At 74.8% G+C, this 23,898-nt stretch carries 17 protein-coding genes, 1 pseudogene and 1 riboswitch; of the genes and pseudogenes, 6 read left to right on the top strand and 12 right to left on the bottom strand.

Features of this window, described 5'->3' with window-relative positions; genetic code table 11:
* Window positions 1–4 precede the first annotated feature (4 nt).
* The 4 genes from G9H72_RS15530 to G9H72_RS15515 all read right to left on the bottom strand — a co-directional run bounded on the left by G9H72_RS15530 (window position 5) and on the right by G9H72_RS15515 (window position 3,760).
* On the bottom strand, window positions 5–937 hold the full coding sequence (locus G9H72_RS15530; protein WP_166172707.1) for a CbiX/SirB N-terminal domain-containing protein: 933 nt from the start codon (window positions 935–937) through the stop codon (window positions 5–7).
* Window positions 934–1,722, bottom strand: coding sequence for an ABC transporter ATP-binding protein (locus G9H72_RS15525; protein WP_166172705.1), 789 nt, complete (start codon window positions 1,720–1,722; stop codon window positions 934–936). The genes G9H72_RS15530 and G9H72_RS15525 overlap by 4 nt, the downstream gene beginning before the upstream one ends.
* A complete protein-coding gene (locus G9H72_RS15520; RefSeq protein ID WP_166172853.1) occupies window positions 1,719–2,675 on the bottom strand; it encodes a FecCD family ABC transporter permease in 957 nt (318 codons plus the stop codon). The genes G9H72_RS15525 and G9H72_RS15520 overlap by 4 nt, the downstream gene beginning before the upstream one ends.
* Window positions 2,676–2,749: 74 nt before the next feature.
* Window positions 2,750–3,760 (bottom strand): ABC transporter substrate-binding protein, encoded by a 1,011-nt coding sequence (locus tag G9H72_RS15515; RefSeq protein WP_166172703.1) that lies wholly within the window; start codon window positions 3,758–3,760, stop codon window positions 2,750–2,752.
* A gap of 35 nt (window positions 3,761–3,795) precedes the next feature.
* Window positions 3,796–3,979, bottom strand: a riboswitch (cobalamin riboswitch).
* A 75-nt stretch (window positions 3,980–4,054) separates the two neighbouring features.
* Between G9H72_RS15515 and G9H72_RS21820 the strand changes: the two genes are divergently transcribed.
* Window positions 4,055–4,429, top strand: a complete 375-nt coding sequence (locus G9H72_RS21820; RefSeq protein WP_166172701.1) for an ArsR/SmtB family transcription factor — start codon at window positions 4,055–4,057, stop codon at window positions 4,427–4,429.
* A gap of 430 nt (window positions 4,430–4,859) precedes the next feature.
* On the opposite strand, the gene G9H72_RS15505 is transcribed toward G9H72_RS21820, so the two are convergent.
* On the bottom strand, window positions 4,860–5,456 hold the full coding sequence (locus G9H72_RS15505; protein WP_166172699.1) for a dihydrofolate reductase family protein: 597 nt from the start codon (window positions 5,454–5,456) through the stop codon (window positions 4,860–4,862).
* A gap of 119 nt (window positions 5,457–5,575) precedes the next feature.
* Between G9H72_RS15505 and G9H72_RS15500 the strand changes: the two genes are divergently transcribed.
* The gene (locus tag G9H72_RS15500; protein WP_166172697.1) at window positions 5,576–6,358 is read left to right on the top strand and encodes an isocitrate lyase/PEP mutase family protein; all 783 of its coding nucleotides are present in this window, start codon (window positions 5,576–5,578) and stop codon (window positions 6,356–6,358) included.
* Window positions 6,359–6,435: 77 nt separating this feature from the next.
* Here the strand turns inward: G9H72_RS15500 and G9H72_RS23095 are convergent, their stop codons facing one another.
* Window positions 6,436–7,599, bottom strand: coding sequence for a GGDEF domain-containing protein (locus G9H72_RS23095; RefSeq protein ID WP_331272346.1), 1,164 nt, complete (start codon window positions 7,597–7,599; stop codon window positions 6,436–6,438).
* 376 nt (window positions 7,600–7,975) lie between these two features.
* Here G9H72_RS23095 and G9H72_RS15490 point away from each other — a divergent pair, with 376 nt between their 5' ends.
* Entirely contained in the window at window positions 7,976–9,589 is a 1,614-nt protein-coding gene (locus G9H72_RS15490; RefSeq protein WP_166172695.1) for a cellulose binding domain-containing protein, read from the top strand.
* Window positions 9,590–9,679: 90 nt separating this feature from the next.
* Here G9H72_RS15490 and G9H72_RS15485 read toward each other — a convergent pair whose 3' ends face one another.
* Together G9H72_RS15485 and G9H72_RS15480 are read right to left on the bottom strand one after the other, a co-directional pair.
* On the bottom strand, window positions 9,680–10,930 hold the full coding sequence (locus tag G9H72_RS15485) for a GAF domain-containing sensor histidine kinase (protein ID WP_166172693.1): 1,251 nt from the start codon (window positions 10,928–10,930) through the stop codon (window positions 9,680–9,682).
* A gap of 180 nt (window positions 10,931–11,110) precedes the next feature.
* The gene (locus G9H72_RS15480) at window positions 11,111–13,816 is read right to left on the bottom strand and encodes a beta-glucosidase (RefSeq protein WP_166172691.1); all 2,706 of its coding nucleotides are present in this window, start codon (window positions 13,814–13,816) and stop codon (window positions 11,111–11,113) included.
* 401 nt (window positions 13,817–14,217) lie between these two features.
* On the opposite strand from G9H72_RS15480, the gene G9H72_RS15475 reads away from it, so the two are divergent.
* Window positions 14,218–15,549 carry a glycosyl hydrolase gene (locus G9H72_RS15475; RefSeq protein WP_166172689.1) on the top strand — a complete coding sequence of 444 codons (1,332 nt, stop codon included), beginning with the start codon at window positions 14,218–14,220 and terminating at the stop codon, window positions 15,547–15,549.
* Here the strand turns inward: G9H72_RS15475 and G9H72_RS15470 are convergent.
* Window positions 15,536–16,540, bottom strand: coding sequence for a LacI family DNA-binding transcriptional regulator (locus G9H72_RS15470; RefSeq protein ID WP_166172687.1), 1,005 nt, complete (start codon window positions 16,538–16,540; stop codon window positions 15,536–15,538). The genes G9H72_RS15475 and G9H72_RS15470 overlap by 14 nt on opposite strands.
* A 173-nt stretch (window positions 16,541–16,713) precedes the next feature.
* Here G9H72_RS15470 and G9H72_RS15465 point away from each other — a divergent pair, with 173 nt between their 5' ends.
* A complete protein-coding gene (locus G9H72_RS15465) occupies window positions 16,714–17,157 on the top strand; it encodes a low molecular weight protein-tyrosine-phosphatase (protein ID WP_196791282.1) in 444 nt (147 codons plus the stop codon).
* A pseudogene (locus tag G9H72_RS22495) lies at window positions 17,154–18,020 on the top strand (fructosamine kinase family protein). Before G9H72_RS15465 ends, G9H72_RS22495 begins: the two are co-directional and overlap by 4 nt.
* Here G9H72_RS22495 and G9H72_RS15455 read toward each other — a convergent pair.
* From G9H72_RS15455 to G9H72_RS15445, 3 genes are all read right to left on the bottom strand, one after another.
* Entirely contained in the window at window positions 18,017–20,284 is a 2,268-nt protein-coding gene (locus G9H72_RS15455; RefSeq protein ID WP_166172683.1) for a putative bifunctional diguanylate cyclase/phosphodiesterase, read from the bottom strand. The pseudogene G9H72_RS22495 and the gene G9H72_RS15455 sit on opposite strands and share 4 nt — an antisense overlap.
* Before the next feature lie 36 nt (window positions 20,285–20,320).
* A complete protein-coding gene (locus G9H72_RS15450; RefSeq protein WP_269205294.1) occupies window positions 20,321–22,549 on the bottom strand; it encodes a SpoIIE family protein phosphatase in 2,229 nt (742 codons plus the stop codon).
* A gap of 172 nt (window positions 22,550–22,721) precedes the next feature.
* Window positions 22,722–23,339, bottom strand: coding sequence for a sigma-70 family RNA polymerase sigma factor (locus G9H72_RS15445; protein ID WP_166172681.1), 618 nt, complete (start codon window positions 23,337–23,339; stop codon window positions 22,722–22,724).
* Window positions 23,340–23,898 lie beyond the last annotated feature (559 nt).

The raw sequence follows: 23,898 nt of genomic DNA, 5'->3' as shown, positions 1-23,898 counted from the left end.
CGTATCAGCAAGCCGCCGTGGAAGTGCCAGCGCAGGAGCAGCTGCCTCCACCAGCTCGAGGAGCGCGCGCCGGCGCCCGCCGACGGCGCGGTCTGTTGGGCGTCTGTGGGCCGGGCGGGCCCGCGGGCGTCGACAGACATGAGACATCCCTTGCTCGGCGGTCCGGGCGCGGGACGGGCCGGAGCTCGTCCCTCTGCCCTGTTGGTCCGGGCACGGGCCCGGGTAGTCCCGGGACCTCCGAGGCGGCCGGTGGCTGCTCCCGCGGTGGCAGGCACTCCTCGACGACGGCGGCGGCCTGCTCGGGGGAGAGCCCCGTGTGCCAGCGCCCGACCGGGTAGGCCACCGCGAGCGGCCCGAGGTTGCACGGCGTGAGGCAGCCTGTCGGCGTGATCATGATTTCGACTTCGCTGATGCCGCGATCCCTCGTCACTTGGGACAGCGCACGCAGCACGTCACCGCTGCCGTACGCGGTGCAGCGCGGCCCGCGGCAGAGCAGCAGGTGGGTGCGCGGCCGCGGCAGGACTGTCCAGGCAGGGCTGCGGAACCCAGCCGGGCTGACCGGCGGTGCCTCGGCTGCGCCGGCGACCGCCGATGCGAGGGCCTCGAGCATGCCCGGCTGCTCGGCGACAGGTGGGGCGACGAGCACCGGAGGGCCGTCCGCGCCGGCTCGCTCCCGCCAGTGCGCCGGTGCCCGCGCGGCCCACTGGGCGAGGTAGCCGTCGGCGGTCGCCGGCACCACGACGACCTCCGCGGCCCGGTGGCGCACGCAGCCGTCGAGCGCGGCGTGCAGCGACGGCTCCGCCCCGTCGAGGAAGCAGGCCGTGACGGGGACACCGGCGTGCGCCTGCGCCCGGGCGGCGAGCGCCCGCAACGCCTCGACGGCCCGCAGGTCGTGGTGCGCCCGGCCGAGCAGGAGCACGCGGCGCCCGCCGCTCACGTCGCCACCTCGGGCGGGTCCAGCAGCAGCGCGGGACGTCCGGTCCGCGGGTGCACGACGACCGTCGCCCCGACCCCGTAGACCTCGCGCACCAGGTGGGGGGTGAGCACCTCGTCCACCGGCCCGGCCGCCACGACCCGGCCGTGGGCGAGCACGACGAGCGCGTCGCAGAACATCGCCGCGAGCTGCAGGTCGTGCAGGGCCGCGAGGACGGTCAGCCCCGAGCCGCGGACCAGTGACAGCAGCTGCAGCTGGTGGCCCGCGTCGAGGTGGTTGGTCGGCTCGTCGAGCAGCAGCAGCCGCGGCTGCTGGGCGAGGGCGCGGGCCAGGTGGACGCGCTGCCGTTCCCCGCCGGACAGCGTGTGCCAGCGGCGGTCCTCGAAGCCGGCGAGGTCGACCCGGGCGAGGGCGGCGCGGGCGATCTCCCGGTCCCGCCCGCTCTCGGCCTGCAACGGCGCCCGGTGCGGCGTCCGCCCCAGCAGGACGACGTCGAGGGCCCGCAACGACAGGTCCGTGGTCGCCTGCTGCTCGACGATCGCGCGTCGACGGGCGAGGTCGCGCCGCCGGATGCCGGCCACGTCCTCCCCGTCGAGCCGCACGGAGCCCGCGTCCTGCCCCAGCAGGCGCGCGACGATGCGCAGCAGGCTGGTCTTGCCCGAGCCGTTGGGGCCCAGCAGCCCGGTCACGGTGCCGGCAGGCACGGTGCAGTCGACGCCGTCCACGACCAGCCGTCCGCCGACCGACCACGACACCCGGTCGACGACGAGGCCGGTGCCGGCCGTCACGAGCGCAGCTCCGCACGCCGCAGCAGCACGAGGAAGGCGGGCACGCCGAGCAGGGCGGTCAACAGGCCCACCGGCATCTCGCGCGGGGCGAAGACGACGCGCGCGAGCGTGTCCATCCAGAGCAGGAAGAGCGCCCCCGCGAGCGTCACGACCGGCAGCAGCCGGGCGTGCCCGGGGCCGACGAGGAAACGGGCCGCGTGCGGGAGGATCAGGCCGACGAAGCCGATGCTGCCGCTGACCGACACCAGCACCGCCGTCAGCAGGGCGACGGCGACCAGCAGGAGCCAGCGCAGCGCCTGCACCGGCACCCCCAGCCCGGTGGCCGCGTCCTCGCCGAACGCGAGCGCATCGAGCGACCGCGCGTTCCAGGCGCAGATCAGCAGGACGCCGGCCAGCACGGCCGCGCACGCCCCGGCGTACCCCCAGCTGCTGCGGGTGAGCGACCCCGCGAGCCAGAACTGCGCGCTCTGGGTGGCGTGCGGGCTCGCCACCCAGAGGACGACGAACGACAGGGTGGCGGCGCACAGCTGCGCCAGCGCGACGCCGGCGAGCACCATGCGGGCCGGGGTGATGCGGCCAGCGACCGACCCGAGCGCGAGCACGAGCACGAACGCGGACACCGCGCCGGCGAAGGCCCCGGCCGTCAGAGACACCACCCCGCCCCCGACGCCGGCGACCAGCACGAGGACGGCGCCCAGGGAAGCACCCGAGGAGACGCCGAGCAGGTACGGCTCCGCGAGCGGGTTGCGGGTCAGCGTCTGCAGGACCGCCCCGGCTACCGCGAGCCCGGCCCCGACCGCCGCTGCGGTGAGCACCCGCGGCAGCCGGAGCTCCCAGACCACGGCGTCGTGCAGCGGGGAGACGGGCGTGTCCCCGAGCCCCAGGTGGCGCGCGAGGACGTCCCAGACGGTGCCGACCGAGAGGCCGGCCTGCCCGGCGGTGACGGCGTACATCGCCGACCCGACCAGCAGAGCGGCCAGGACGCCGGGTACCAGCCGGTGGGTGCCCGGCCGCGCCTCGACCGCTGTCACTCGCTCGGCAGCGCGGCGAGCGAGGCGCTCAGCTCGGCGACGGCGTCGGCGTTGCGCACCCCGGGGGTGGTCGCCGAGAAGGGAACCGTCACGAGCCGGCCTTCGGCCACGGCCCGCAGCTCGCGCGTGACCGGGTCGGACTCGAGGAACGCCCGCTTCGACGCGGCGGTGTCCCAGGAGGCGTCGACGAGCACGATCACGTCCGGTCCCGCCTTGACGACGGCCTCCCAGGACGCGTCGGCCCAGCCGCCGGGAAGGCTCCCGAACACGTTGGTGACGCCGAGCGCCGCCATCACCATTCCGGGGGCGCCGCAGCACGCGCCGGCGCTCGGGGCGTCCGTGCCGCCGTCCCACCACAGCGCCCGCAGCGGGTCGGCGCTGCGCAGGCCGGCCCGTGCCTTCTCGACCGTCGCCCGCTGCGCGGCGACGACCTGCTCCGCGCGGTCGCGGACGCCGAACACGGTGCCCACCTCGAGAATCTCGTCCCACACGTCCTCGAGCGTCAGCGGATCGGCGTCGTCGCGGTCCGCACAGGCGGCAGGGGAGAGGTACGACACCACGCCGAGGCGCGCCAGCTCCTCGCGGCTTCCCGCCGCATCGGCCTCGAAGGCGCTCGGGTAGGACGCGTACACGAAGTCAGATTCGGCCTTCAGCAACGCCTCGCGGGACGGGTACTCCTTCGCCAGCACAGGTACCTTCGCGTAGTCGGCGGCCAGCTCGGGGAGGACGTCGTCGTCGAGGTACGCCGTCCCCGCCATGCGGTCGGCCAGCCCGAGCGTGAGCATGACCTCGGTCGCCGCCTGGTTCATCGTGACCACCCGGTCGGGCGCCTGCGGGGGAGCGACCTCGACGCCGCAGTTGTCCACGGCTGCCGGGCCGGCCGGCGGGGGCGACGGCGCGGCCGCGACCGGGGCGGCGCCGTCGTCGGAGCCGCAGCCGGCCAGGGCGAACGCCAGGGCGAACGCTGCGGCGGCGATACGTGTAGCAGTCGACCGATGAGTGGGCACGCTTCCGCGGACCGCCTTCCAGCACCTCGTGGACGGGCTTCTTCCGTGCCGCGGCCGGTCTCCTGGCTGACGGGTGAGACGCGCGTGCGCCACCTTCCCGGACGCATGAGCGCCCAGTGGCTGCCCGGAGGCAACGGCGTACGAGCTTCCCGATCACAGTGGCGAGGGCCGCGCCGGCATCGAACCGGCTTCCCGAGCACCGCGGCGGGGTGACCCTAGCCAGGCTGCTGCTTCGACTGCAAGTGTGAGCAGGCGGACAGATGTCTCCGTGGGGCTGCCTGGCACGATGGCCCGGTGCACCTCGTGCCCGCCTCTGCCGCCGGCTCCGTCATCGACGCCGACCGGGCCTGTGCGGCGATCGCCGCGGTGGGGGACCGGGACGGGGTGCGCCGCGCCGCGGCCCGCTTCGCGCTCGTCGCGGACCCCGGTCGGCTGGCGCTGCTGCTGGCGATCTCCCGCGCCGGCCCGGTGTGCGTGTCCGACCTCGCGGTGGCCGTCGACATGACGCCCACCGCCGTGTCGCAGGCGCTCCGCCTGCTGCGCGCCGAAGGGGCGGTCTCGGTCCGGCGGGAGGGCCGCGTGGCGTACTACGAGCTGCAGGACCCGGCCCTGGGCGAGCTGCTGGCCGGCGTCAACCCGGGAGCGGCCCTCGGAGCGCACGCGCACTGAGCGGGCGCGCGCCGCGGCGTACGAGCAGTACCTCGAGGACCGTGGCCGGGGTGGCTCCCCCCGGAAGTCCCAGGAACGCCGTCGCCTTCTCGTACGGGTCGTGAATTGTGTGCCGCACGCCCACGCTCCGCTGGACGTCGGGGTGGTGGCCGTCAACGGCTCACGGTCGGACGCGGTGCACGAGACGAGCGACGAGGCGTCGAGCTGGAGCAGGACGAGCGGCAGGAGGGGCCCTGCCGCGACGCGACGGCCGGCATGCGCCCCTGTCGAGTCCCTGGCGCTGGGCAGGGACACCAGGTGGCCCGCCGTCGCCGCGACGGCCGACCGGCTGGGCGTCCAGGCCTGCCTGTCCGTCCCGCTCGTCAGGCGATGTACGCGGCGAAGCGCCGGTTCCGTGCCGGCCGGGGCTGACGGCCCGAAGAGCGGACGGTCAGGAGCCGCGCCGCACGGGGCGGTACGTCGCCGTCACCGCCCCGCGCGGCGAGGTGCTGCTGCTTACCGTCTCCAGCTCGACGGGGACCGTGTCGAAGAGCCGCAGCCCGCCGCCCAGCACGACCGGCAGCACCGTGAGCAGGTACTCGTCGACGAGGCCCGCGGCGGTCAGCGCGTGGACGAGGCGGATGCTGCCCAGCACGACGATCTCGCCGGCGGCCTCGTCCTTCAGGCGGGCCACCGTCACGGCGGGGTCGCCGCGCAGCGCGTGCGAGTTGGGGTGGGGCAGCGGGTCGGGCAGGGTGGAGGTGACGACGTGCTTGGGCATCGAGCGGAGGATGTCGGCGAAGGGGTTCGGGCCGGGCGTGGAGAGCCAGTGGCCGACCAGGTCGAGGTAGGTTCGTGAGCCGAACAGCAGTGCGGTCGTCTCGTGCCGGCCGCCCATCGCGGCCCGGGCCGCCTCCGGGTCGGTGGCGAACCAGGTGGACGCCCATCCACCGCGCTGGAAGCCGTCACGCGGGTCCTCGTCCGCGCGTCCCGGGGACTGGGCCACCCCGTCCAGCGACATGTTCTCGACCACGACCAGCTTGCCCACGAAAGATCCTCCTCCTCGGTGTCGCACCCGACGAGTGCTGTGACGAGCCGGCGTGGCCGCAGTCACGCAGGGACGCAACTCGTTTGCGCGACCGGGCCCGCCGCGATACAGAGGCTCCCATGACCGATCTCCCCACGAAGGCCCGTACCCTCCTCGACCTGCACACCGCGCCCGACATCCTCGTGCTCGCGAACGTCTGGGACGTGGTGTCCGCCCGCGTCGTGGCGGGCGTGCCCGGCGTGGGCGCCCTCGCGACGGCCAGCCACTCGATCGCCGCCACGTTCGGCTACGAGGACGGCGAGAACATCCCGCTCGAGCTCCACCTCGACATGGTCCGGCGCATCTGCCGAGCGGTGGACCTCCCCGTGACGATGGATTTCGAGGCCGGGTACGGCGACGCGGGCGAGACCGCGCGGCGCGCGCTGGCAGCCGGTGCGGTCGGCGGGAACCTCGAGGACCAGCTGCGTCCCCTCGACGAGGCGGTGGCGAACGTCGAGGCCGTCCTGCGCGCCGGGCGGGACGCGGGCGTGGAGTTCGTGCTCAACGCACGGACCGACGCGTTCCTCCGCGCTCCGGCCGGCAGCGACCGGGCCGCCTCGCTGGCGGAGGCGATCAGGCGCGGCAAGGCGTACCTCGAGGCCGGCGCACCGGTGGTCTTCGTCCCCGGCGTGGTGGCGCGCGAGGAGATCGGCGCTCTCGTCGACGCCCTCGGCCCGCAGAAGCTCAGCGTCATCAGCGTCCCGGGTGCGTCGCTGCCGACCCGTGAGCTGCAGGAGCTCGGGGTGGCCCGGGTCTCTGCCGGCCCGTTCACCCAGCGCGTCGCCCTCACGGCGCTGCAGGACGCTGCCGCCGAGGTGGTGAACGGGGGCGTGCTGCCTGCGGGGACCCGGATGCTCAACTAGCCGAAGGCCTTCGGGCACCGGACGGCCCGTGCCCGCGCCGCCGGACGAGCGGCGGGTGCCCGGCCCGCTCGCGGGCGTCAGCGACGGGGCCCGTCGGCGAGGGGCCGGGCCGCAGGGGCTCGGCCCTTCGCCGCATACATCTCCCGGTCGGCCTCGCCCAGCAGCTCGTCGGCGGTGGTGGCGGGGTCGTGGGTGAGGGCATGGCCGAGGCTGGCGGAGACGGCGACGACGGTCCCGTCGAGGTTGAACGGCTCGTGCAGGGCGGCGGCCGCGCGCGCGGCGACCGCCCTGACGTCCGCGTTGGCCCCCACACCGACGAGCACCGCGACGAACTCGTCGCCGCCGACCCGGGCGAGGGCGTCCTGCGGGCGCAGCACCCGCTTCAGCCGCTGGGCCGCCACGGCCAGCAGCCGGTCCCCGGTCGCGTGCCCGTGCCGGTCGTTGACCGGCTTGAAGCGGTCGAGGTCCACGTAGAGCGCCGCCACCCCGTGGTCCGGCGCGGCGGTGGGCAGGGCCGTCCCGAGCCGCTCGTACAGGCCGGCCCGGTTGAGCGCCCCGGTCAGCGCGTCGTGCGTGGCGGCGTGGCGCAGCTCCTCCTGCCGGGCCTGGCGCTCCGCGTCGATCAGGGACTGGTCGGCCTCCTGCCGGGCGGCGACCAGAGCCATGTTGGCGATGGCTGCGAGGCCCAGGATGAGCGCAACCCCGGAGGCGAGGTCCGCGTTGTCGACGAAGTCGCCCTCGGGGCCGACGCCGAGGTGCACGCAGGCCTGGCCGAGGACCGTGGTCAGGGTGGCGGACAGCGCGTTGGCCCACCAGGCCCGCGCGCCGGACCAGCCGATGTGGACGCTCGCGATCATCACCGCACCCAGCGGCAGCAGGAATGACAGGCCGGTCGGGAGGATGACGAACAGCAACAGGGCGTTGCCGGTCACGGCCCGCAGCCATTCGCGGTTGTCCAGGCGCCCGCCGCCGAGGAACCGCTGCACGGGCTCGGACCGGGAGGCGTAGAGGAGGGGCCAGCCCAGCAGTTGGGTCCACAACGGGGCGACGAGCGACATCCCCGCGGCGTTCAGGCCCGTCGCGACCACGACCGTGACGATCGCGATGACGAGGGTGCCGACGAGCACGGAGGCGGCCGACCGTCGCCGGGCGACGCCGCCGAACCAGGAGAGCCGCTCGAGCCGTGCGAGAGTGGTGACCGGGTCGTACGTGGCGGGCTGGGAGGCGTCCGACCTCGTCACGCAGCTCATCCCATCGTCGTCGCGCCCTGGCTGGGCAGGGCGTGCGGGCGGTCGGCGCGCGCGTTGCCGACGTCCTCGCCAGGGTAGTGGCCCGGACACCGGCCCGCTTCTCCAGAGGTGCTCCCCGCACGTGATTACACAGTGGGGGTGGTGGGTCCGCGTCCCAGGCGGCCACTGCGGTCGGCCGGGGGCTCCAGGCCGTGCATCCGCCTATTCGTCCAGATCTGGACGGTTGACACCGCTTTCGCGGGCTCTCTACGTTCAGCGCGACGACTCCGCCCGCGCACGACCTGCCCCTCCCTCCGCCGAGTTCGGCGGGGCCTGGTGCCGGGCCCCGGCCGTCGCGTCCGCTCCTCCCTCAACGTCGAGGTGACATGTGAACACGCTGCGAGCCCTCGGGGCTCTCACCGCCGCCGCGCTGCTGTCCGCGGTGCCGCTGGCCGGGCCGGCGTCGGCCGCTGGCCCCGGCCCGGTCGACGCCGACATCATCACCGAGTCGCTGCCCCTGGGGCACTTCATCACCGCGGTGGCGATCGAGTACTCCTCCAAGGTCGACCTCGAGGGCGCCACCATCGACCCGTCCGCCTTCCGCGTGGTCGGCACCCGGGCCTCCACGGTCAACGGGGCCGTCACCAGTGCCACGCGCCCGGTGCTGCGGGCGTACGTCAACGACGAGCCCGAGCCCGCCGCCCAGGGGACGAAGGGCAGGTACCTCATCCTCGAGCTCGGCTCGACCGGGCCCGCGGCCGGGGCGCTGCAGTACTCGGGAGGCATCAACAGCCCCTACGGGCTGTCCTACTCGGTGACCCAGGTGGCCGACGTCCTGGACGGGAGGGGCCGGGTCGAGCTGGAGAGCTCATCGGCGGCGGTCACCGCTACGAGCGTCATCACGCCGGTCGTGGACGACTTCGCCGCGCTGTCGAGCACCAGCAGTGCCGGCCAGGTGCTGAACTACCGCTTCTACACCCCGGAGCCCTACGACGAGCGGCCTGGCAGGAAGGCGCTCTATCCCCTCGTCGTCACACTGCACGGAGCGGGCGAGCGCGGGCCGAACAACCTCACCCAGATCACGGGCAACCAGATCGCGACGGCGTTCGCGGCACCGGCCCGGCAGGCGGAGAACCCGAGCTTCGTGCTCTCGCCGCAGGTGCCCGCCGGTCTCGCGTGGACCACGCCTGCGGTCCAGCAGGCGCTGCTGGAGACGGTCGACGAGGTCATGGCCGACTACCCGGTCGACCCCGACCGGGTCTACCTCACCGGCCTCTCGCTCGGCGGGATCGGCACCTTCGACATCCTGCCCAAGTACCCGACGAAGTTCGCGGCGGCCCTCACCGTGGCGGCGACCGGCAGCACCGCCGCGATGCCCGCGCTCGTCGACGTGCCGATCTGGGCCACGCACTCGGTCGACGACGCGACCGTGAACTACACCAACGGCTCGCTGGCGCTCGTCAATGCGATCGAGGCCGCGGGCGCGGCGACGACCCGCGCCGAGTGGGCGGGCAACCTGCCGGTCGCCCAGGCGGACGCGCTCGCCCGGGCGCAGTGGGACGCGGCGCAGGCCTCGGGCAGCCACACCCTGCTCACGGCCTACACCCGCGGCACGACCCCGCAGAACGCGCACTGGTCGTGGGTGCCGACGTACCTCAACACCACCATGCTCGACTGGCTCTACAGCCAGGAGCGGACCGGCGGCGGGTCGTGCACCGCGACGTACCGCGCCACCTCCTGGAACGGCGGTTTCAGCGGGCAGGTCGTGGTGACCAACACCAGCAGGAAGCCGGTCACCGGGCTGTCGCTCGCGTTCGACCTGGGGGCCGGCGCGCAGGTGACGAAGGCCTGGCCGGGGACGGTCAGCCAGACCGCCGGGAACGTCACCGTCAGGTCGGGAGCGTCGATCCAGCCCGGCAAGTCCGCCACGATCAGCTTCACCGCGACGGGGGCCTCGACGGGGACGTCGGCCTTCGCGCTCAACGGCAGCGTCTGCAGCTGACCGGCTGACCCGCACGGCCGAGGCCCCGCCCCTCCGCGTGGCGGGGCCTCGGCGTGCCGGCCGCGGGCCCCGCGGGGACCGGGCGTGGGGTCAGGCGCGCGGCAGTGCGATCGTCACCGTCGTGCCGGCGCCGTGCACGCTGTCGAACGTGAGCTTGCCGTCGTGGGCCTGCACGGTCGCCGCCGCGAGGGGCAGGCCCAGGCCCGCCCCCGGGACCTGCCGCTCGTCGGCGTAGCGGCCGCGGCAGAAGGGCTTGAGCACCTCGGCGACCTCGTCCGCGGGCACGCCCACGCCGGTGTCCGTCACGGAGACCGCGCAGCGGTCCGCCTCGACGGTGACGCTGACCGTGGCCGACCCTCCCGCCGGGGTGTAGAGCACCGCATTGGAGACGACGCGGGAGAGCGCGCAGGCCAGCCCCACCCGGTCGCCCCGCACGTACGCCATGGAGGGCTCGGAGGGCCCGAGAGGCGCAGCGAGCTCGAGGGCCACCCCTCGGCGGGCAGCCGTCCCCGCGTGCTTCGCCACGGCCTCCGCGGCGAGGTCGAACAGGTCCTCGACCGTGCGCTCGGGCGCCGGCGCCGCGCCGCCGAGCTGGGAGGCCGCGAGCACGTCGTCGACCAACCCGGTGAGCCGGGCGGAGTTGCGCTGCACGACGTGCAGGGACTCGGCCACCTCGTCCGGGCCCAGGCCCCCGGCCACCAGCAGCTCCAGGTAGCCGGTGATGCAGGTCAGCGGGGTGCGGAACTCGTGGGTGATGCGGGCGAGGAAATCGCTCTTGAGCTGGTCCGCGCGCCGGAGCCGGTCGTTCGCGACGGCCTCCTGGCAGACGCGCCGGCGCAGCTCCAGCTGCACGACGACGTGCGAGGCCAGCGTGCGCAGGCCGCGCCGCTGCGCGTCCGTGAGCCGGCGCGGGACGGAGTCCAGGACGCACAGGGACCCGATCACGTGGCCGTCGGCCGTGAGCAGCGGCGCGCCGGCGTAGAACCGTGCGTGCGGCTCGCCGACCACCAGCGGGCTGCGGGCGTACTCCTCCACCAGCGTCAGGTCGGGCAGCTCCACCAGATCGGTGCCGCGAAGGGCCAGCGGGCAGAGGACGGACTCGCGGCCTGCGGACGCGACCTCGAGCCCGTGCCGCGCCTTGAACCACACCTGCTCCCGGCCCACCAGGCTGACCAGCGCGATCGGAGCGCCGCAGAGGTCCGCGGCGAGGGAGGCGATGTCGTCGAACGCCTGCTCCGGTGCCGTGCCGCACACCGCGTACGCGTCGAGCGCCTGCAGACGGCCCGCCTCGGCGACGGTGTCGACCTCGCCGCCGTTCCCGGCGTCGACAAGTGTGGACATGAGCTTCCCCCGAACGTTCTAGTACGCCCGTCTCATCGGCGGCCCCTCCGAGACCGTGCTAGCCCAACCGGGTGCTCGGGGTGCTCACCCGACGGCGGCTCGATCAGCCCGCGAAGGGAGACGGGACGAGGGCAGGGGCCGGCGAGCTCGCCGGCCCCTGCCCCAGGGGAGGATGTCCCGCTACTCGACCGTGATCGTCCCGGTGAGGCGGGCGTCCGCGGAGGACGTCCCGACGAACACGGGGACGTCGCCGGCCGGGGTCACCCAGCGGTCCGCGCCGGCGTCCCAGTACTGCAGCGCGCGCTCGTCCAGGTCGATCGTCACCGTGGACTTCTTGCCCGGCTGCAGCGTCACCCGGGCGTAGCCCGCGAGCTGCTTGACCGGGCTCGCGGCCTTGCCCGGGAGCTTGCCCACATAGACCTGCACGATCTCGGTGCCCGCGCGCTCGCCGGTGTTGCGGACGCGCAGCTTGACGCGGGCGACGTCGTCCGCGTGGCCCTTGCCCTTGTGGCGGGTGTCGATGCCGCGGGTCGAGAGGCTGGAGTAGTCGAACCGGGTGTAGGACAGGCCGTAGCCGAAGGGGAAGAGCGGCTCGAGGTCGTTCTTGGCGTAGCCCCGGTAGCCGATGTTCAGGCCCTCGGCGTAGGTCACCGTCGGGTTGACCTCGTCGATGTCGTCGAACGCTGGCTGCACGCCCATGCGGGTGGGCTGCGCCTCGGAGGCGGGGAAGGTGACCGGCAGCTTGCCCGAGGGGTTGACGTCGCCGAAGAGCACCTTGGCGACCGACTTGCCCTGCTGCTGCCCGCCGTACCACGCCTCGATGACCGCGGGGACCTTCGACAGCCACGGCATCGTCACCGCGCCGCTGGTCGCGAGCACGACGACCGTCCTCGGGTTGGCGGCGGCCACGGCGCGGATGAGCTTGTCCTGGTCCTGCGGCAGCGTGAGGCTGCCCCGGTCGGCGCCCTCACCGGTGTAGTCGCGAGCGACGACGACGGCCACGTCGGACTTCTTCGCGAGCGCCGCCGCCTCCTTCATCGCGGGCGAGAGCACGTCCGCCGGCGGCGTCCAGCCGAGGCGCACCATGGCACCGGGCTGGTCGTTGAGCGAGCCGTCGAACTGGTTCGGCGCGTCGGTGGTGTAGTCGACCTGGACCTTGACGGACTTGCCCGCGGTCAGCGGCAGCTGCACCGTCCTGGTGCCGTACGTGGTGGCCGGGTTGTCGAGGGCCAGCCGGCCGTCGACGTACAGCTTCGCGGTGCCGAGGCTCGAGAGCGAGAGGCCGTACGTGCCGGTGCTCGGCGCGGTGAGCGTGCCCGTCCAGCGCACCGAGATCGGGGCGACGGGGAGCGGGAACGGGACGCCCGGCACCTGGGAGCTGTTGATGGTGTCGTTCGACAGGCCGAGCCGCAGCTGGACCTGCTTCTCGGCCCGGGTGAGCATGGCCGGGCTCGCGAAGCTGTTGAGGCCGAGGTGGTACTCGGCCCGCACGCCGGACAGGACGCCCGAGGGGACGGGCGCCGGGCCGGGCAGCGTGTCGGCGGTGCCGACCGGGTCGGTCCCGGCGGCGTGCCTCACGGCGACGCCCCTGCCGGCGCGGCCGGTGATGCCGTCGAGGATGGTCGTCAGCTGCGCGGCGGTGGAGTTGCCACCGGTGCCATTGCCGTACCCGCTCTGCTGGGCGTTGATCGGGTTCGTGACCGCCGCGCTGCCGCCACCGTCGATGTAGTGGTCGGCGTCGGAGCCGATGACCGCGATCGACTTCGTGGCCGCAGTCGACAAGGGAAGCTGACTGCGGTCGTTCTTGAGCAGCACGATGCTCTGCTCCCCGACCTCGGTCGCCACCTCGTCACCGCGCTCCAGCATCGCTGCGGGCAGTGCCGGCGTCGCGGGCATCGGGGTGGTGAACGAGCCGGGGGGCGGGTTGTCGATCACGCCGTACTTGAACATGCTGACGAGCACTCGGCGGGCCGCGTCGTCCACACGCTGCTGCGGGACCCGGCCGGAGAGCACGGCCTGCTCGAGGTTGGCCCCCGAGTAGTCCAGCTTCTCGCCGGAGGTGTCCAGGCCCTTGCTGAAGTCGTCGATGCTGTGCGCGGCGTCGTAGTCGGTCTGCACGAACCCCTTGAAGCCGAGCTGGCCCTTGAGGATGGTGTTGAGCATCGTGCCGCTGCTGCAGCCGTGCTCACCGTTGATCTTGTTGAAGGAGCACATCACGGACGCGGGGTCGGCCTCCGAGACGACCTTCTCCCAGGGCCGGATGTACACCTCCTGGAGCGTGCGCTCGTCGACGACCGCGTCGACGTGCCCGCGACGGGTCTCCTGGGTGTAGACGTTGTAGTGCTTGACCTCCGCCGGCACCTTGGACTGGATGCCTCGGGTCTGGGCAGTGGCCAGCCGGCCGGAGAGGAGGGGGTCCTCGCCGTAGCTCTCCCACTGGCGGCCGTTCCAGGGGTTGCGGGCGAGGTCCATCGACGGGGCGGCGGCGGAGTTGTAGCCGGCGCCGCGCACCTGCTCGCCGGCCACGCTGCCGTAGACGCCGGCCAGCTCGTCGTTCCACGCCGACGCGAGCGCGAGGCCGACGGGCAGAGCGGTGGACGCCGGCGTCAGGGAGACGCCGTTGGAGGCGTCGCGGCCGCGAATGGCGGGGATGCCGAGCTCGGGCACGCCAGGCCCGCCGGTCTGGATGAGCAGGTTGGCCTTCTGGTGCAGCGACATCTCGGCGAGGACCAGGGCGGCACGCTGGTCCGCGCCGAGCGTCGTGTCCATCCACGGCAAGGCCGTGGTGGCGGAGGCGGGGGAAGCAGGTCCGACGAGGGCGGCGGCTGCGACGGCGCCGGCCGCCGCGAGCACGACCCAGCGCGAGGCTTGCGAGGGGCGGAGCATGTGGGGAGCTCTCCAAGGGGTCTTGAATCGATTGCAGACAGGACCGTGCATCACGAGATCACCAGCTGTCCACCCGCGTCGCCCGATCGGGACGAAAGATCGACAGTGCGTCCGGGGGACTGTTCGGAGCGTGAGTGGCCGCTGGGCCGTCCGGGTGACGGGAGGGTTGCCCGATCCTCGGCCGGCAGACGTTTCAGCAGCCGCGGGGCTAGGGTCGGTGGCGACACTCCACCTGGGTCGCGGGTCGGGGCCGCGTGCTCCTGAACCCGTGCGGGCTCGAGCTTCAGTCACGGCCGGTCGCTGCCGATGCACAAGCGGAGTTGTGGGAGCGACGGCCTGTCGCCGTCACCAGCCGCATCGTCAGGGAGGCACGTCGAGTGCGAACGCGTAACGGAAGGGCTGTGGGCGTCGCCCTGGCCACAGTGATGGCCGGGCTGCTCGCCGTGGTGCCCGGCTCTGCGCAGGCGCGCACCTCGGCCAAGGCCGCGGCGGTCGTGCAGGTGTCCCCGAAGAAGGGGGTCGCCGCCACGACGCTCGCCTCGCGGCAGGACAAGCTGGCCGCGCTCGGGGCGACGTGGTCGTACAACTGGACAGACAGCGGGTCCAGTGCGAGCGGGGTGCAGTTCGTCCCCATGGTCTGGGGCGCGGCCACGGCCGCTTCCGCGGCGCAGATGGGCGCGCTCGCCTCCGGGGCGAGAGCCGGCCGCTACAAGGAGCTGCTCGGCTTCAACGAGCCGGACCACGCCGACCAGGCGGACCTCACCCCCGAGCAGGCGCTCGCGCTCTGGCCCAAGCTGCAGGCGACGGGGCTGAGGCTCGGGAGCCCGGCGGTCGCGAACTACTGGGGCGGCTGGCTCGACAGGTTCATGTCCGGGGCGCAGGCCCGCGGGTACCGGGTCGACTTCGTCACCCTGCACTTCTACCCGGACTTCACCGACCCGAGCGCGCCGGACCAGCTGATGGCGATGGTCGAGGACGCCTGGGTCAAGTGGCGCAAGCCCGTCTGGGTGACCGAGGTCGGGGCGATCGACGTGTCGGCGTGGGGCCTGCCGGCGCTGAAGCAGGCTCCCACGGACGAGCGGGCCGACGCGTTCCTGCGCGCCGTCGCCCAGCGGCTCGAGCAGTCGCCCTACGTCGAGCGCTACGCCTGGTTCCTCGACACCAGCGCGGACGCGAGCTGCCGCTGGACCCGGCTGTACGCGCCCGACGGCTCTCTCACCAGCCACGGCGCCGCGTTCGCCGGCGTGGGGCGGGCGACCGCGGACCCGCGCGTCGGCACCTTCGCCGTCACGGCGCGGGACGGGCAGGGCGCGCTGCACGCCACCGCCGAGGCGTACGGCGGCTACGCCGACACCAGGCGCGTCGTCACCACTCCCGTGGCCTGGCGGGGGCCGGAGCAGCGCTGGGCGGTCAGCGCTGTGGGGGACGGCACGTACCGGATCTCCAGCACTGCTCGCAGCGGCCTGGTGCTGCAGGCGACGGGCGAGCAGTACGGCGGGTACGCCGGCGCGGCCCAGGTCGCCCTGACCCCGCGGTCCTGGGACCTGCCCGAGCAGCGCTGGCGCATCGTGGACGCCGGCGGCGGCTACGTGCGCATCGTCAATGCGCGCAGCGGTGCGGCCCTGCAGGCGACGTCCGACACCTACGACGCCTCCGGGGAGGTGCGCTCCGCCGCCGTGACGCCCGCGGGGTGGAACAGCAGCCAGCAGCTCTGGAAGCTCACCGGCTTCTGACCGGCGGCTGGCCGACCGTGGAGGCCCGGACGTGCAGCCGCGGGCGTACGACGACGTCCCGCCGCGCCTGCACGCCCGCGGCCTCCTCGGACAGGAGGCGCACGGCCGCGGCGCCGATGCGCTCGGGCGGGGTGCGGACGCTCGTCAGCCCGACCCCGCTCGCCGCGCTGGCGAGTGCCGTGTCGTCGTAGCCGACGACCGCGAGGTCCTCCGGCACGCGGATGTGCCGCTCACGGGCGAACTGCAGCAGGCCGAGCGCCATCATGTCGTTGTTGCAGAAGACGGCGGTCGGCCTGCGGCGTGCGGGGGTGCCGGCCACCGTCTCCCCGACGGCCCGGCCGTCCTGCAGACCGGCGCGTCCGGTGATGCGCAGTTCAGCCGTTGCCGATGCCGCGGTCAGGGCGCGGCGGGCGCCCGCGAGACGCGGCGTCTCGAGCGGCCCGGCCAGGAGCACCCGCCGATGGCCCAGCTCGACCAGGTGGCGCGCGACCTCACGTCCGGAGCAGCCCTCGTCGCCGCGGACGGAGCTGAGCCGGTTGCGGCGTACGCGATGGCCGAGCACCACGACCGGGGTCCCGGTCGCGGACATTCGGTGCAGCAGCGGGTGCTCCGGGTCCAGCGGCATGACGACCACGCCGTCGGGTCGCAGTTGGAGCACGTGCTCGAGGACGCGCTCCTCCCGGCGCGCGTCCGCCCCGCTGCTGAACAGGTCCACGAGCCGGCCGGACTCCTGCGCACAGGACTCGACCGCGGAGGTGAGCTCGGTGAAGAAGGGGTTGCCGATGTCGAGCACCACCAGCGCGATGCTTCCCGTGCCGCCACGGCGCACGGCGCGAGCGGAGGCGTTGGGGACGTAGCCGGCGTCGCGCACGGCCTGCAGCACGCGCAGCCGCGTCGCGTCGTTGACGAGGCCGGGCCTGGTCAACGCGCGGCTCACGGTGCCGGGGTCGACCCCCGCGAGTCGGGCGACGTCCCGGATCGTCACAGCCACCGGCAGGAGTCCTTCGCGCAAACGTTTCACGGGAGGTTAGAGGCCGCCCGTCGACCGGTCAAGGCGCCGCGGGCCCGTGTCACCGGATCGGGAGCAGGGCTGGGCAGGATGAGCGGGTGACCGTCGCGTACCGCATCTGTGTCGTCTGCACCGGCAACATCTGCCGGTCACCGATGGGCGAGATCGTGCTGCGCCGGGCGTTCGGGGACGCCGGGCTCGGGGACGTCGTGCACGTGGACAGCGCGGGCACCGGCGGCTGGCACGTCGGCGGCCCGGCGGACCCGCGGGCCGCGGCGGTGCTGCGGGCGCGGGGGTACGACGACGCCCACGTGGCACGGCAGTTCGCCGCGGAGTGGTTCGCGGGCAAGGACCTCGTGCTCGCCCTCGACGCGGGTCACGTACGCGCGTTGCGGGCGCTGGCGCCGACACCGGACGCAGCCGAGAAGGTACGGCTGCTGCGGTCTTTCGACCCCGGCGCGGGCGAGGACCTCGACGTCGCCGACCCCTACTACGGCGACGACGCGGGCTTCGAGCTCACGCTCGACCAGGTGGAGGCGGCCGCCCCGGGGATCCTCGAGCACGTGCGGGCGTGGCTCGCCGCCCGCTCCGTGGGATGAGCCACGGCGGGAGCGTCGTCACGACGGCCGTGGAGCGGCTGCTCGGCGTCGCGGTGTCGGCGGTGCGCCCGGTGCCAGGCGGGGACGTCTGCCGCGCGTACCGGGCGCGGCTGGGGGACGGCCGGGAGTTCTTCGCCAAGACGCGGGACGGGCGGCGGCGGGCTTCTTCGCCACGGAGGCCGCCGGGCTGCGGCTGCTGGCCGCGGCGGCAGGGGCTCCCGTGCCGGAGGTGCTGGGCGTCGACGACGAGGCGCTCGTCCTGGAGTGGGTGCCGCCCGGCCCGGAGACCCCGTCCGCTGCCGAGCGGCTCGGCCGTGAGCTGGCGGCGAGGCACGGCACGCCTCCGGCGGGCTCGGGGCGCCGACGCCCGGCTGGATCGCCGTCCTGCCGCTGGACAACACCCCCGCCGCCACCTGGCCGCAGTTCTACGCCGAGCGCCGGGTCGCGCCGTTCCTCGCCCGGGCGGTCGACCGGGGCGCGATCGGCCCGGACGACGCACGCGACGTGGAGCGCGTGCTCGGGCGGCTCGACCGGCTGGCGGGCCCGCCGGAGCCGCCCGCCACGGTCCACGGGGACCTCTGGACCGGCAACGTGCTCTGGGGCGCGGACGGCCGCGCCCGGCTGGCCGACCCCGCGTTGACGGCGGGCACCGCGAGACCGACCTCGCGATGCTCGCGCTGTTCGGCGCGCCCCTGCTCGAGCGCGTGCTGGCAGCGTGCGCGGAGGCCGCGCCGCTCGCCCCCGGCTGGGGCCAGCGGGCGCCGCTCCACCAGCTGCACCCGCTGCTCGTGCACGCGGTGCTGTTCGGCGGCGGGTACGGGGCGCGGGCCGGCCGGACGGCCCGGGCCGCCCTGCGGGCCTAGGCCGAGGACGGCCGGGCGCGCTCGCTCAGGCCCTGGGCGGCCGGCGACCTCGTCAGCCAGTCGGCGAGCTGGGACGCCGGGACCGGCCGCGACCACCAGTAGCCCTGGCCGACGTCGCAGCCGAGCTCGGCGAGGGCGTCCGCCGTCTCGGCGTCCTCGACGCCCTCAGCCACCACGAAGAGGCCGAGGCTGTGCCCGAGCTGGACCATGGCCGCCACGAGGATGTCGTCCCGCCCACCGGTGCCCGCGAGCCCGGTGACGAACGACCGGTCGATCTTCAGCTCGTCCGCGGGCAGCCTCCGCAGGTAGCTCATGGAGGAGTAGCCGGTCCCGAAGTCGTCCAGGGAGAGCTTGACGCCGAGCGCGGCGAGGGCGTGCAGCTCGGCGATGGCGCGCTCGGCGTCGCGCAGCAGCGCGGTCTCGGTGATCTCGAGCCGGAGCAGGCCTGCGGGCAGCCCGTGGCGGGCGAGCCGCTCGCCCACGCCGTCGACGAACCCGTCGGCCAGGAGGCAGGCCGGCGACACGTTGACCGCGACGGGGACGCGGTGTCCCTGCGCGAGCCAGAGCCGGGCCTGCCGGACCGCCTCGTCGAGCACCTGCTCGGTCAGCGGGACGATCAGCCCGGTGGTCTCCGCGAGCGGGATGAAGTCGTCGGGCGGGACCAGCCCGCGCTGCGGGTGCCGCCAGCGCACCAGCGCCTCGACGCCGAACAGCCCGCCGGTGTAGAGGTCCACCTTCGGCTGGTAGTGCAGCTCGAGCTCGAACCGGGCGAGCCCGTCGCGCAGGTCCTCGGCCAGCTGGAACCGGCGGCGCGCCGCGTCGTCCAGGCGGTCCTCGTGGCGGACGGGCAGCCCGCCGGACTGCTCGGCCGCGTGCACGGCCACGCCGGCCCGGCGCAGCAGGTCCTCCGGGTCGTCGCCCGGCGCTGCGTCGACGAGGCCCGTCCGTGCGGTGACGTGCAGCGCCATGCCCTGCACCTCGAACGGGGCGGCGAACGCCGTGATGAGCCGCTCCGCCCGCTTCGCGACAACGTCCGGCGGGGCGTCGGGCAGCACGAGCGCGAACTCGTCGCCGTCGGTACGCCCGAGCCGGTCGTCCGGGCACAGCTGCCCGGCGACCCGGTCGGCGACCGTGCGCAGCAGCTCGTCGCCGGCCTCGTGGCCCAGCGCCTCGTTCAGCTCGCTGAACCGGCGCAGGTTGAGCAGGACCAGCTCGGCGCCCCTGCCCTGCGCGGTGACCCGGCCCAGCGCGTCCACCACGCCCGCCCGGTTGAGGTAGCCGGTGAGGGGGTCGCGGGTCGAGCGCCGCTCGACCTCGCGCAGGGCCTGCACCGCGCGGGTCGCCACCGCCAGGACCGCGACGAGCGCGGCCCCGCCCAGTGCCCACTCCGGGACGAGCAGGGGAAGGCCGACCCCGTGGCTCACCAGCAGCAGGGCCGGGGTGGCCGCGAGCGGCAGGAGCAGCAGCACCTGGACGTGCGGGCGGCGCGGGGAGGCGGCCCCCGAGCGTGTTCCGAGGGCCTGCGCCGACGGGTGCACCGCGGCGAGGCCGAACAGCAGCATGTCCACGACCCCGAGCGCCTGCACCGCCTGGCCCGGGAGCGCGACGCGCTGGCCCCCGAGGGTCACGATGAGGTCGTACACGGTGCACCCGACGCCGCCGGCGAGCCCGAGGGCGATCGCGGGCACGAGCCGGGACCGGGTCAGCGCCAGCCAGGCGAGCAGCCCGAGCAGGACCACGTCCGCGGCAGGGGCCACTGCCAGCTCCCAGTGCAGCCCGCTCGTCCGGTGCTCCTGGGCACCGCGCAGCGCCAGCTCCGCGGCGACCAGCGCCACGGGCACCCCGAGGACCAGGCCGTCGAGCAGCAGCCCGCGTCGCGGGGCCGCGCTCGAGCGGAACAGCGCCGGCAGGATCAGGGCCGCCGCCGGCTGGGCGAGCCCGGTGGCCAGGCGGGAGAGGGTGTTCTCCTCGCCGGCGACGGTGAGGGCGGTGTTGCCGACGGCCACGCAGGTGGCGAAGAGCGCCAACGGCACGACGACCCGCAGCGGGGCGCCCGGGGAGCGACGCGGCCCGGCCAGTACGAGCACCACCGCCGCCCAGTTGGAGAGCAGGAGCAGCGGGGGGCGCAACGGCGGCACCGCGAGCGCCAGTGCCGCGAGCGCCGCGAGCACGGCCAGCTGGCCCCGCACGCCCCGCAGGGCCGGAGCGGAGGCGACGCCGGACATGACCCCCTGATCGGCGCCGCCGCCCGGATGCTTAGCCATGGCGAGGAGCAGGCGTCCGCCGGGCCGGCCCCGACGTCAGCCGGCGCGGGCCTGCTCGTCGCGCTGCAGCACCAGGAGGGTCGCGTCGTCCTCGGACTCGGGGTCCCGGGTACGCAGGAACACCTCGTCGATGTCAGCTGTGGCGAGGTTGCGCTGCAGCCTGGCCAGGCCGACGTCGAGGGACTCGGTGCGCCGCTCCACGAGCCCGTCGGAGTACAGGCAGACGCAGGCGCCAGGGGGCAGGACGACCGCCGCTGCCTCGGGCGCCCCCAGGCCGACCCCGAGCGGGGGCCCGGCCGTCAGCTCGAGCGGCGCGGGGCCGCGGTCGGGGGCGAGCAGGATCGGGGCGGGGTGGCCGGAGCTGGCGGCCGACCCACGCCCGTCGGCCGGGTCCACGACGACGACGACGGCCGTCGCGAGGGCGTCGGGCAGCAGCCACTCGACGAGCGCGTCGAGCCGGCCGAGGGCCGCCGCCGGGTCGCCGGTCTCGAGCAGGACCGCCCGCAGCGAGTTGCGCAGCTGCGCCATCGTGCCCGCGGCGGCCAGGCCGTGCCCGGCGACGTCGCCCAGGACGAGCGCGAGGCGTCCGTCCCGCAGCACGAAGGCGTCGTACCAGTCGCCGCCCACCCGCCCTCCCGCCGAGGGGGAGTAGCGGGCGCCGATGGACCAGCCGACCGGCCGGGGCAGGGTTCCGGGAAGCAGGGCACGCTGCAGCGTCTCCGCCGCCCGCAGCTGCCGGCGTGAGCGGGCCCAGAGCGCCTCGACGACGGTGGCCCGCAGCTGGGCGGCGAGCTGCAGCTGCTCGGCCGTCCACGGCTCGGACCGGCCGTGCACGACCTCGCGCCAGCGGGCGAAGGACCGGCGCGGGCTGAGCCGCATGCGGTCGTCCTCGACGTGCACGCGGAGCTTGGTGTGGGGGTCGCCGCCCCAGTCGACCGACCGCGCGGTCTCGTCCCGGAACCACAGCACGCTCTGCCCGTCGGGCAGCGGGACGGCCAGCACGCCGCAGGCGGTCTCGACGGGCACGTCGAGGCCGGGCACGGCGGACAGCTCCTCGGTGGAGACGACGTCACGGCCCATGTCGCACGCCCAGCGGACGACCCGCTCGACGACGTCGGGCGGCGGCACCCGTCCCGCGCTCTGCACGTCCCCGCCCAGCGCGACGACGACGCCGGCGGCAGGCACCAGGTCCAGCAGCGTCGGCCCGGCGAGCAGCGAGCGGGCCAGCGGGACGTCCTCGTCCAGCGTGGATCGGGTGAGCGCGGCCATCGTCGAGCGGGCCGCGAGCGCGGCCTGCAGCTCCTCGTCCTGGGCGCGGTCCACCAGCCGCAGGGAGAGTGTCGAGCCGAGGAACTCGGCCGCCGCGCGCACGCCGTAGGGCGGCGCGTGCGGTCCGGAGTAGTGGTGGCAGGCGATGAGCCCCCACAGCCTGTCGCTGCGCAGCAGGGAGATCGACATGGAGGCGCGCACCCCCATGTTGCGCAGGTACTCGACGTGGATCGGCGAGACGCTGCGCAGGCTCGCATAGGTCAGGTCGAGCGGCCACCCGGTCAGCGGGTTGTCCGTCGGCACCACGGGCGACGGGACGTAGCCCACGTCGTCGATCAGCCGGATCCAGTTCTTCTCGTAGAGCTCGCGGGCCTGCCGGGGGACGTCCGAGGCGGGGTAGTGCAGGCCGAGGAACGGCTCGAGGTGCTCCTCGCGCTCCTCCGCGACGACCTCGCCGTTGTAGTCGGCGTCGTAGCGGTAGATCATCACCCGGTCGAAGCCGGTGAGCGCCTTCACCTCCCGTGCGGTGACGTCGTAGAGCTCCTGCAACGTGCCGGCCCGGTTGAGCTCGGCGACGGCGCCCCGGACGGCCTGGTAGGTGTTGGGGAACGAGAAGGGGCGCGGGCCGTACGCCGGCTCGAGCTCGACCACGAGCAGCGAGCCGGTGCGCGCTCCCGTCGGGTCGAGCGGGACCCGGTGCAGGATCGCGTCCACCCCCAGGGGCCGGCCGTCCCGCCGCAGCGTGAGCTCCAGCGGGTTGCGGTCGCGGACGTCGCCGAACGTGCTGGCGAACCGGGTGACCTCACCGGCCGCGTCCGGCCCGAGCGCGACGGCCAGCGGCGCGCCGAGCAGCTCGTCCAGCTCACGGCCCAGGAGCGCGGCCGCGCTGGCGGAGGCCTGGACGACCTCGAGCTCGGGCTCGGTGAGCACGAGCAGCGCGCCACGGGGCTGCACGCTGCCGGGGATGTGGATGGGCTCCCGCTCGCAGTTGCTCAGGTCGATCGGGGTGCCCGGCGGCAGCAGCTCCCGGCCGACCTGGACCGGCAGCCTCCCGCGGCCGTCGTCGCTGCCGTGCGTCAGTGCTCCACCGTCCTCTGAGGCCGGGCCGGTCGGTACGGCTCGGGGTACGAGGCTAGTCGAAGCGGGTCAAAGGCGGCGCGCCCCGTCCTCACAGCAGGCGACGGTCCGGAACGGCGGCGTGCAGCCGGCGCAGCCCGTCGCGGACGCGGGCCTTGGCGGTGCCGAGCGGGACGCCCAGCCGGTCCGCGAGCTGGCGGTGGGTCAGGTCGTCGTAGTAGACGAGCGAGACCGCCTCGTGCTGCAGCGAGCTCAGGGTGGTCATCGCCTGGCGCACCCTGCCGCCGCGCTCGACGCGCTCCAGCCGCAGCCCGGGGTCGCCGGAGGCCGCGCCGTCCTGCAGCGGCAGGTCCAGCGCGTACGCCCGCTGGTCCCGGTCCTGGCTCGCCTGCTCGCGGCGCACCCGGTCGATGGCTCGGCGGCGCGCGATCGTCGTGATCCACGCCCGGGCGCCGCCGCGCGCCGGGTCGAAGCGGCGCGCGGTCCGCCAGACCTCGAGGAGGGCCTCCTGTGCGACGTCCTCGGCGCTGCCGTGGTCCTGCAGGAGGCGGCCGGCCATGGCCACCAGGCTCGGGGCGCTCATCGCGTAGACCCGCTCGTACGCCCGCTCGTCGCCGTGGGCGACGGCCAGGAGGAGCCGGTCGAGGTCGTCCGGGGTGGCCCCGGTGGGCGTGTGGTCGTCGGTGCGGTGGACGGCTGTGCTGGACATGCGACCTCGGTGGAGCGGGAGCACGGCCGGTCGGCCGACTGCACCAGCGTGCCCGGCGGATAAACACCGGAACCTCATTCTTTCGAGGGTTCCCGGACAATGAACCGACGGAATGAGGGGGATGGGCGGAAAGACGAGCTTGTCCGAGTTGCCAGGCTTTCAGGGAGACACGGCGAATTGTCGTCAACAATGCGTGATCGTGGGGTGACACAGCTCCGGAGCTGTGCGCCCTCGGTCCTCCGACCGGTCCACCGCCAGGCCTCGCCCCCTGCGCTGTTCCGGGGCGTCGGGCCCGCGGATTCTCCTTCGAGGTCACGAAGAACGGCGCTCGCGGTCACGGGGCGGACACATCGCGCCCATAGCTTCTCGGCGCCACGGGGACGTCCGTGCAAGCCCGACCGTGAGGAACCGCCGGTGACCTTCGCCCGCAGACCGCTCTCCGCCCTCGCCGCTCTCGGCGTCGTCACCGCGCTCGTCGGCAGCGGTGCCGCCGTGGCGGCCGACTCCGCCTCCTCCGACGTCGCCGCGACGGTGGCAGCGGCCGCCGACACGGAGCTGC

This window comes from Motilibacter aurantiacus (genome assembly GCF_011250645.1).
Classification (GTDB): domain Bacteria; phylum Actinomycetota; class Actinomycetes; order Motilibacterales; family Motilibacteraceae; genus Motilibacter_A; species Motilibacter_A aurantiacus.
The sequence above is the reverse complement of the archived record's forward strand: the minus strand, read 5'-3'. Positions and strand labels throughout refer to the sequence as shown.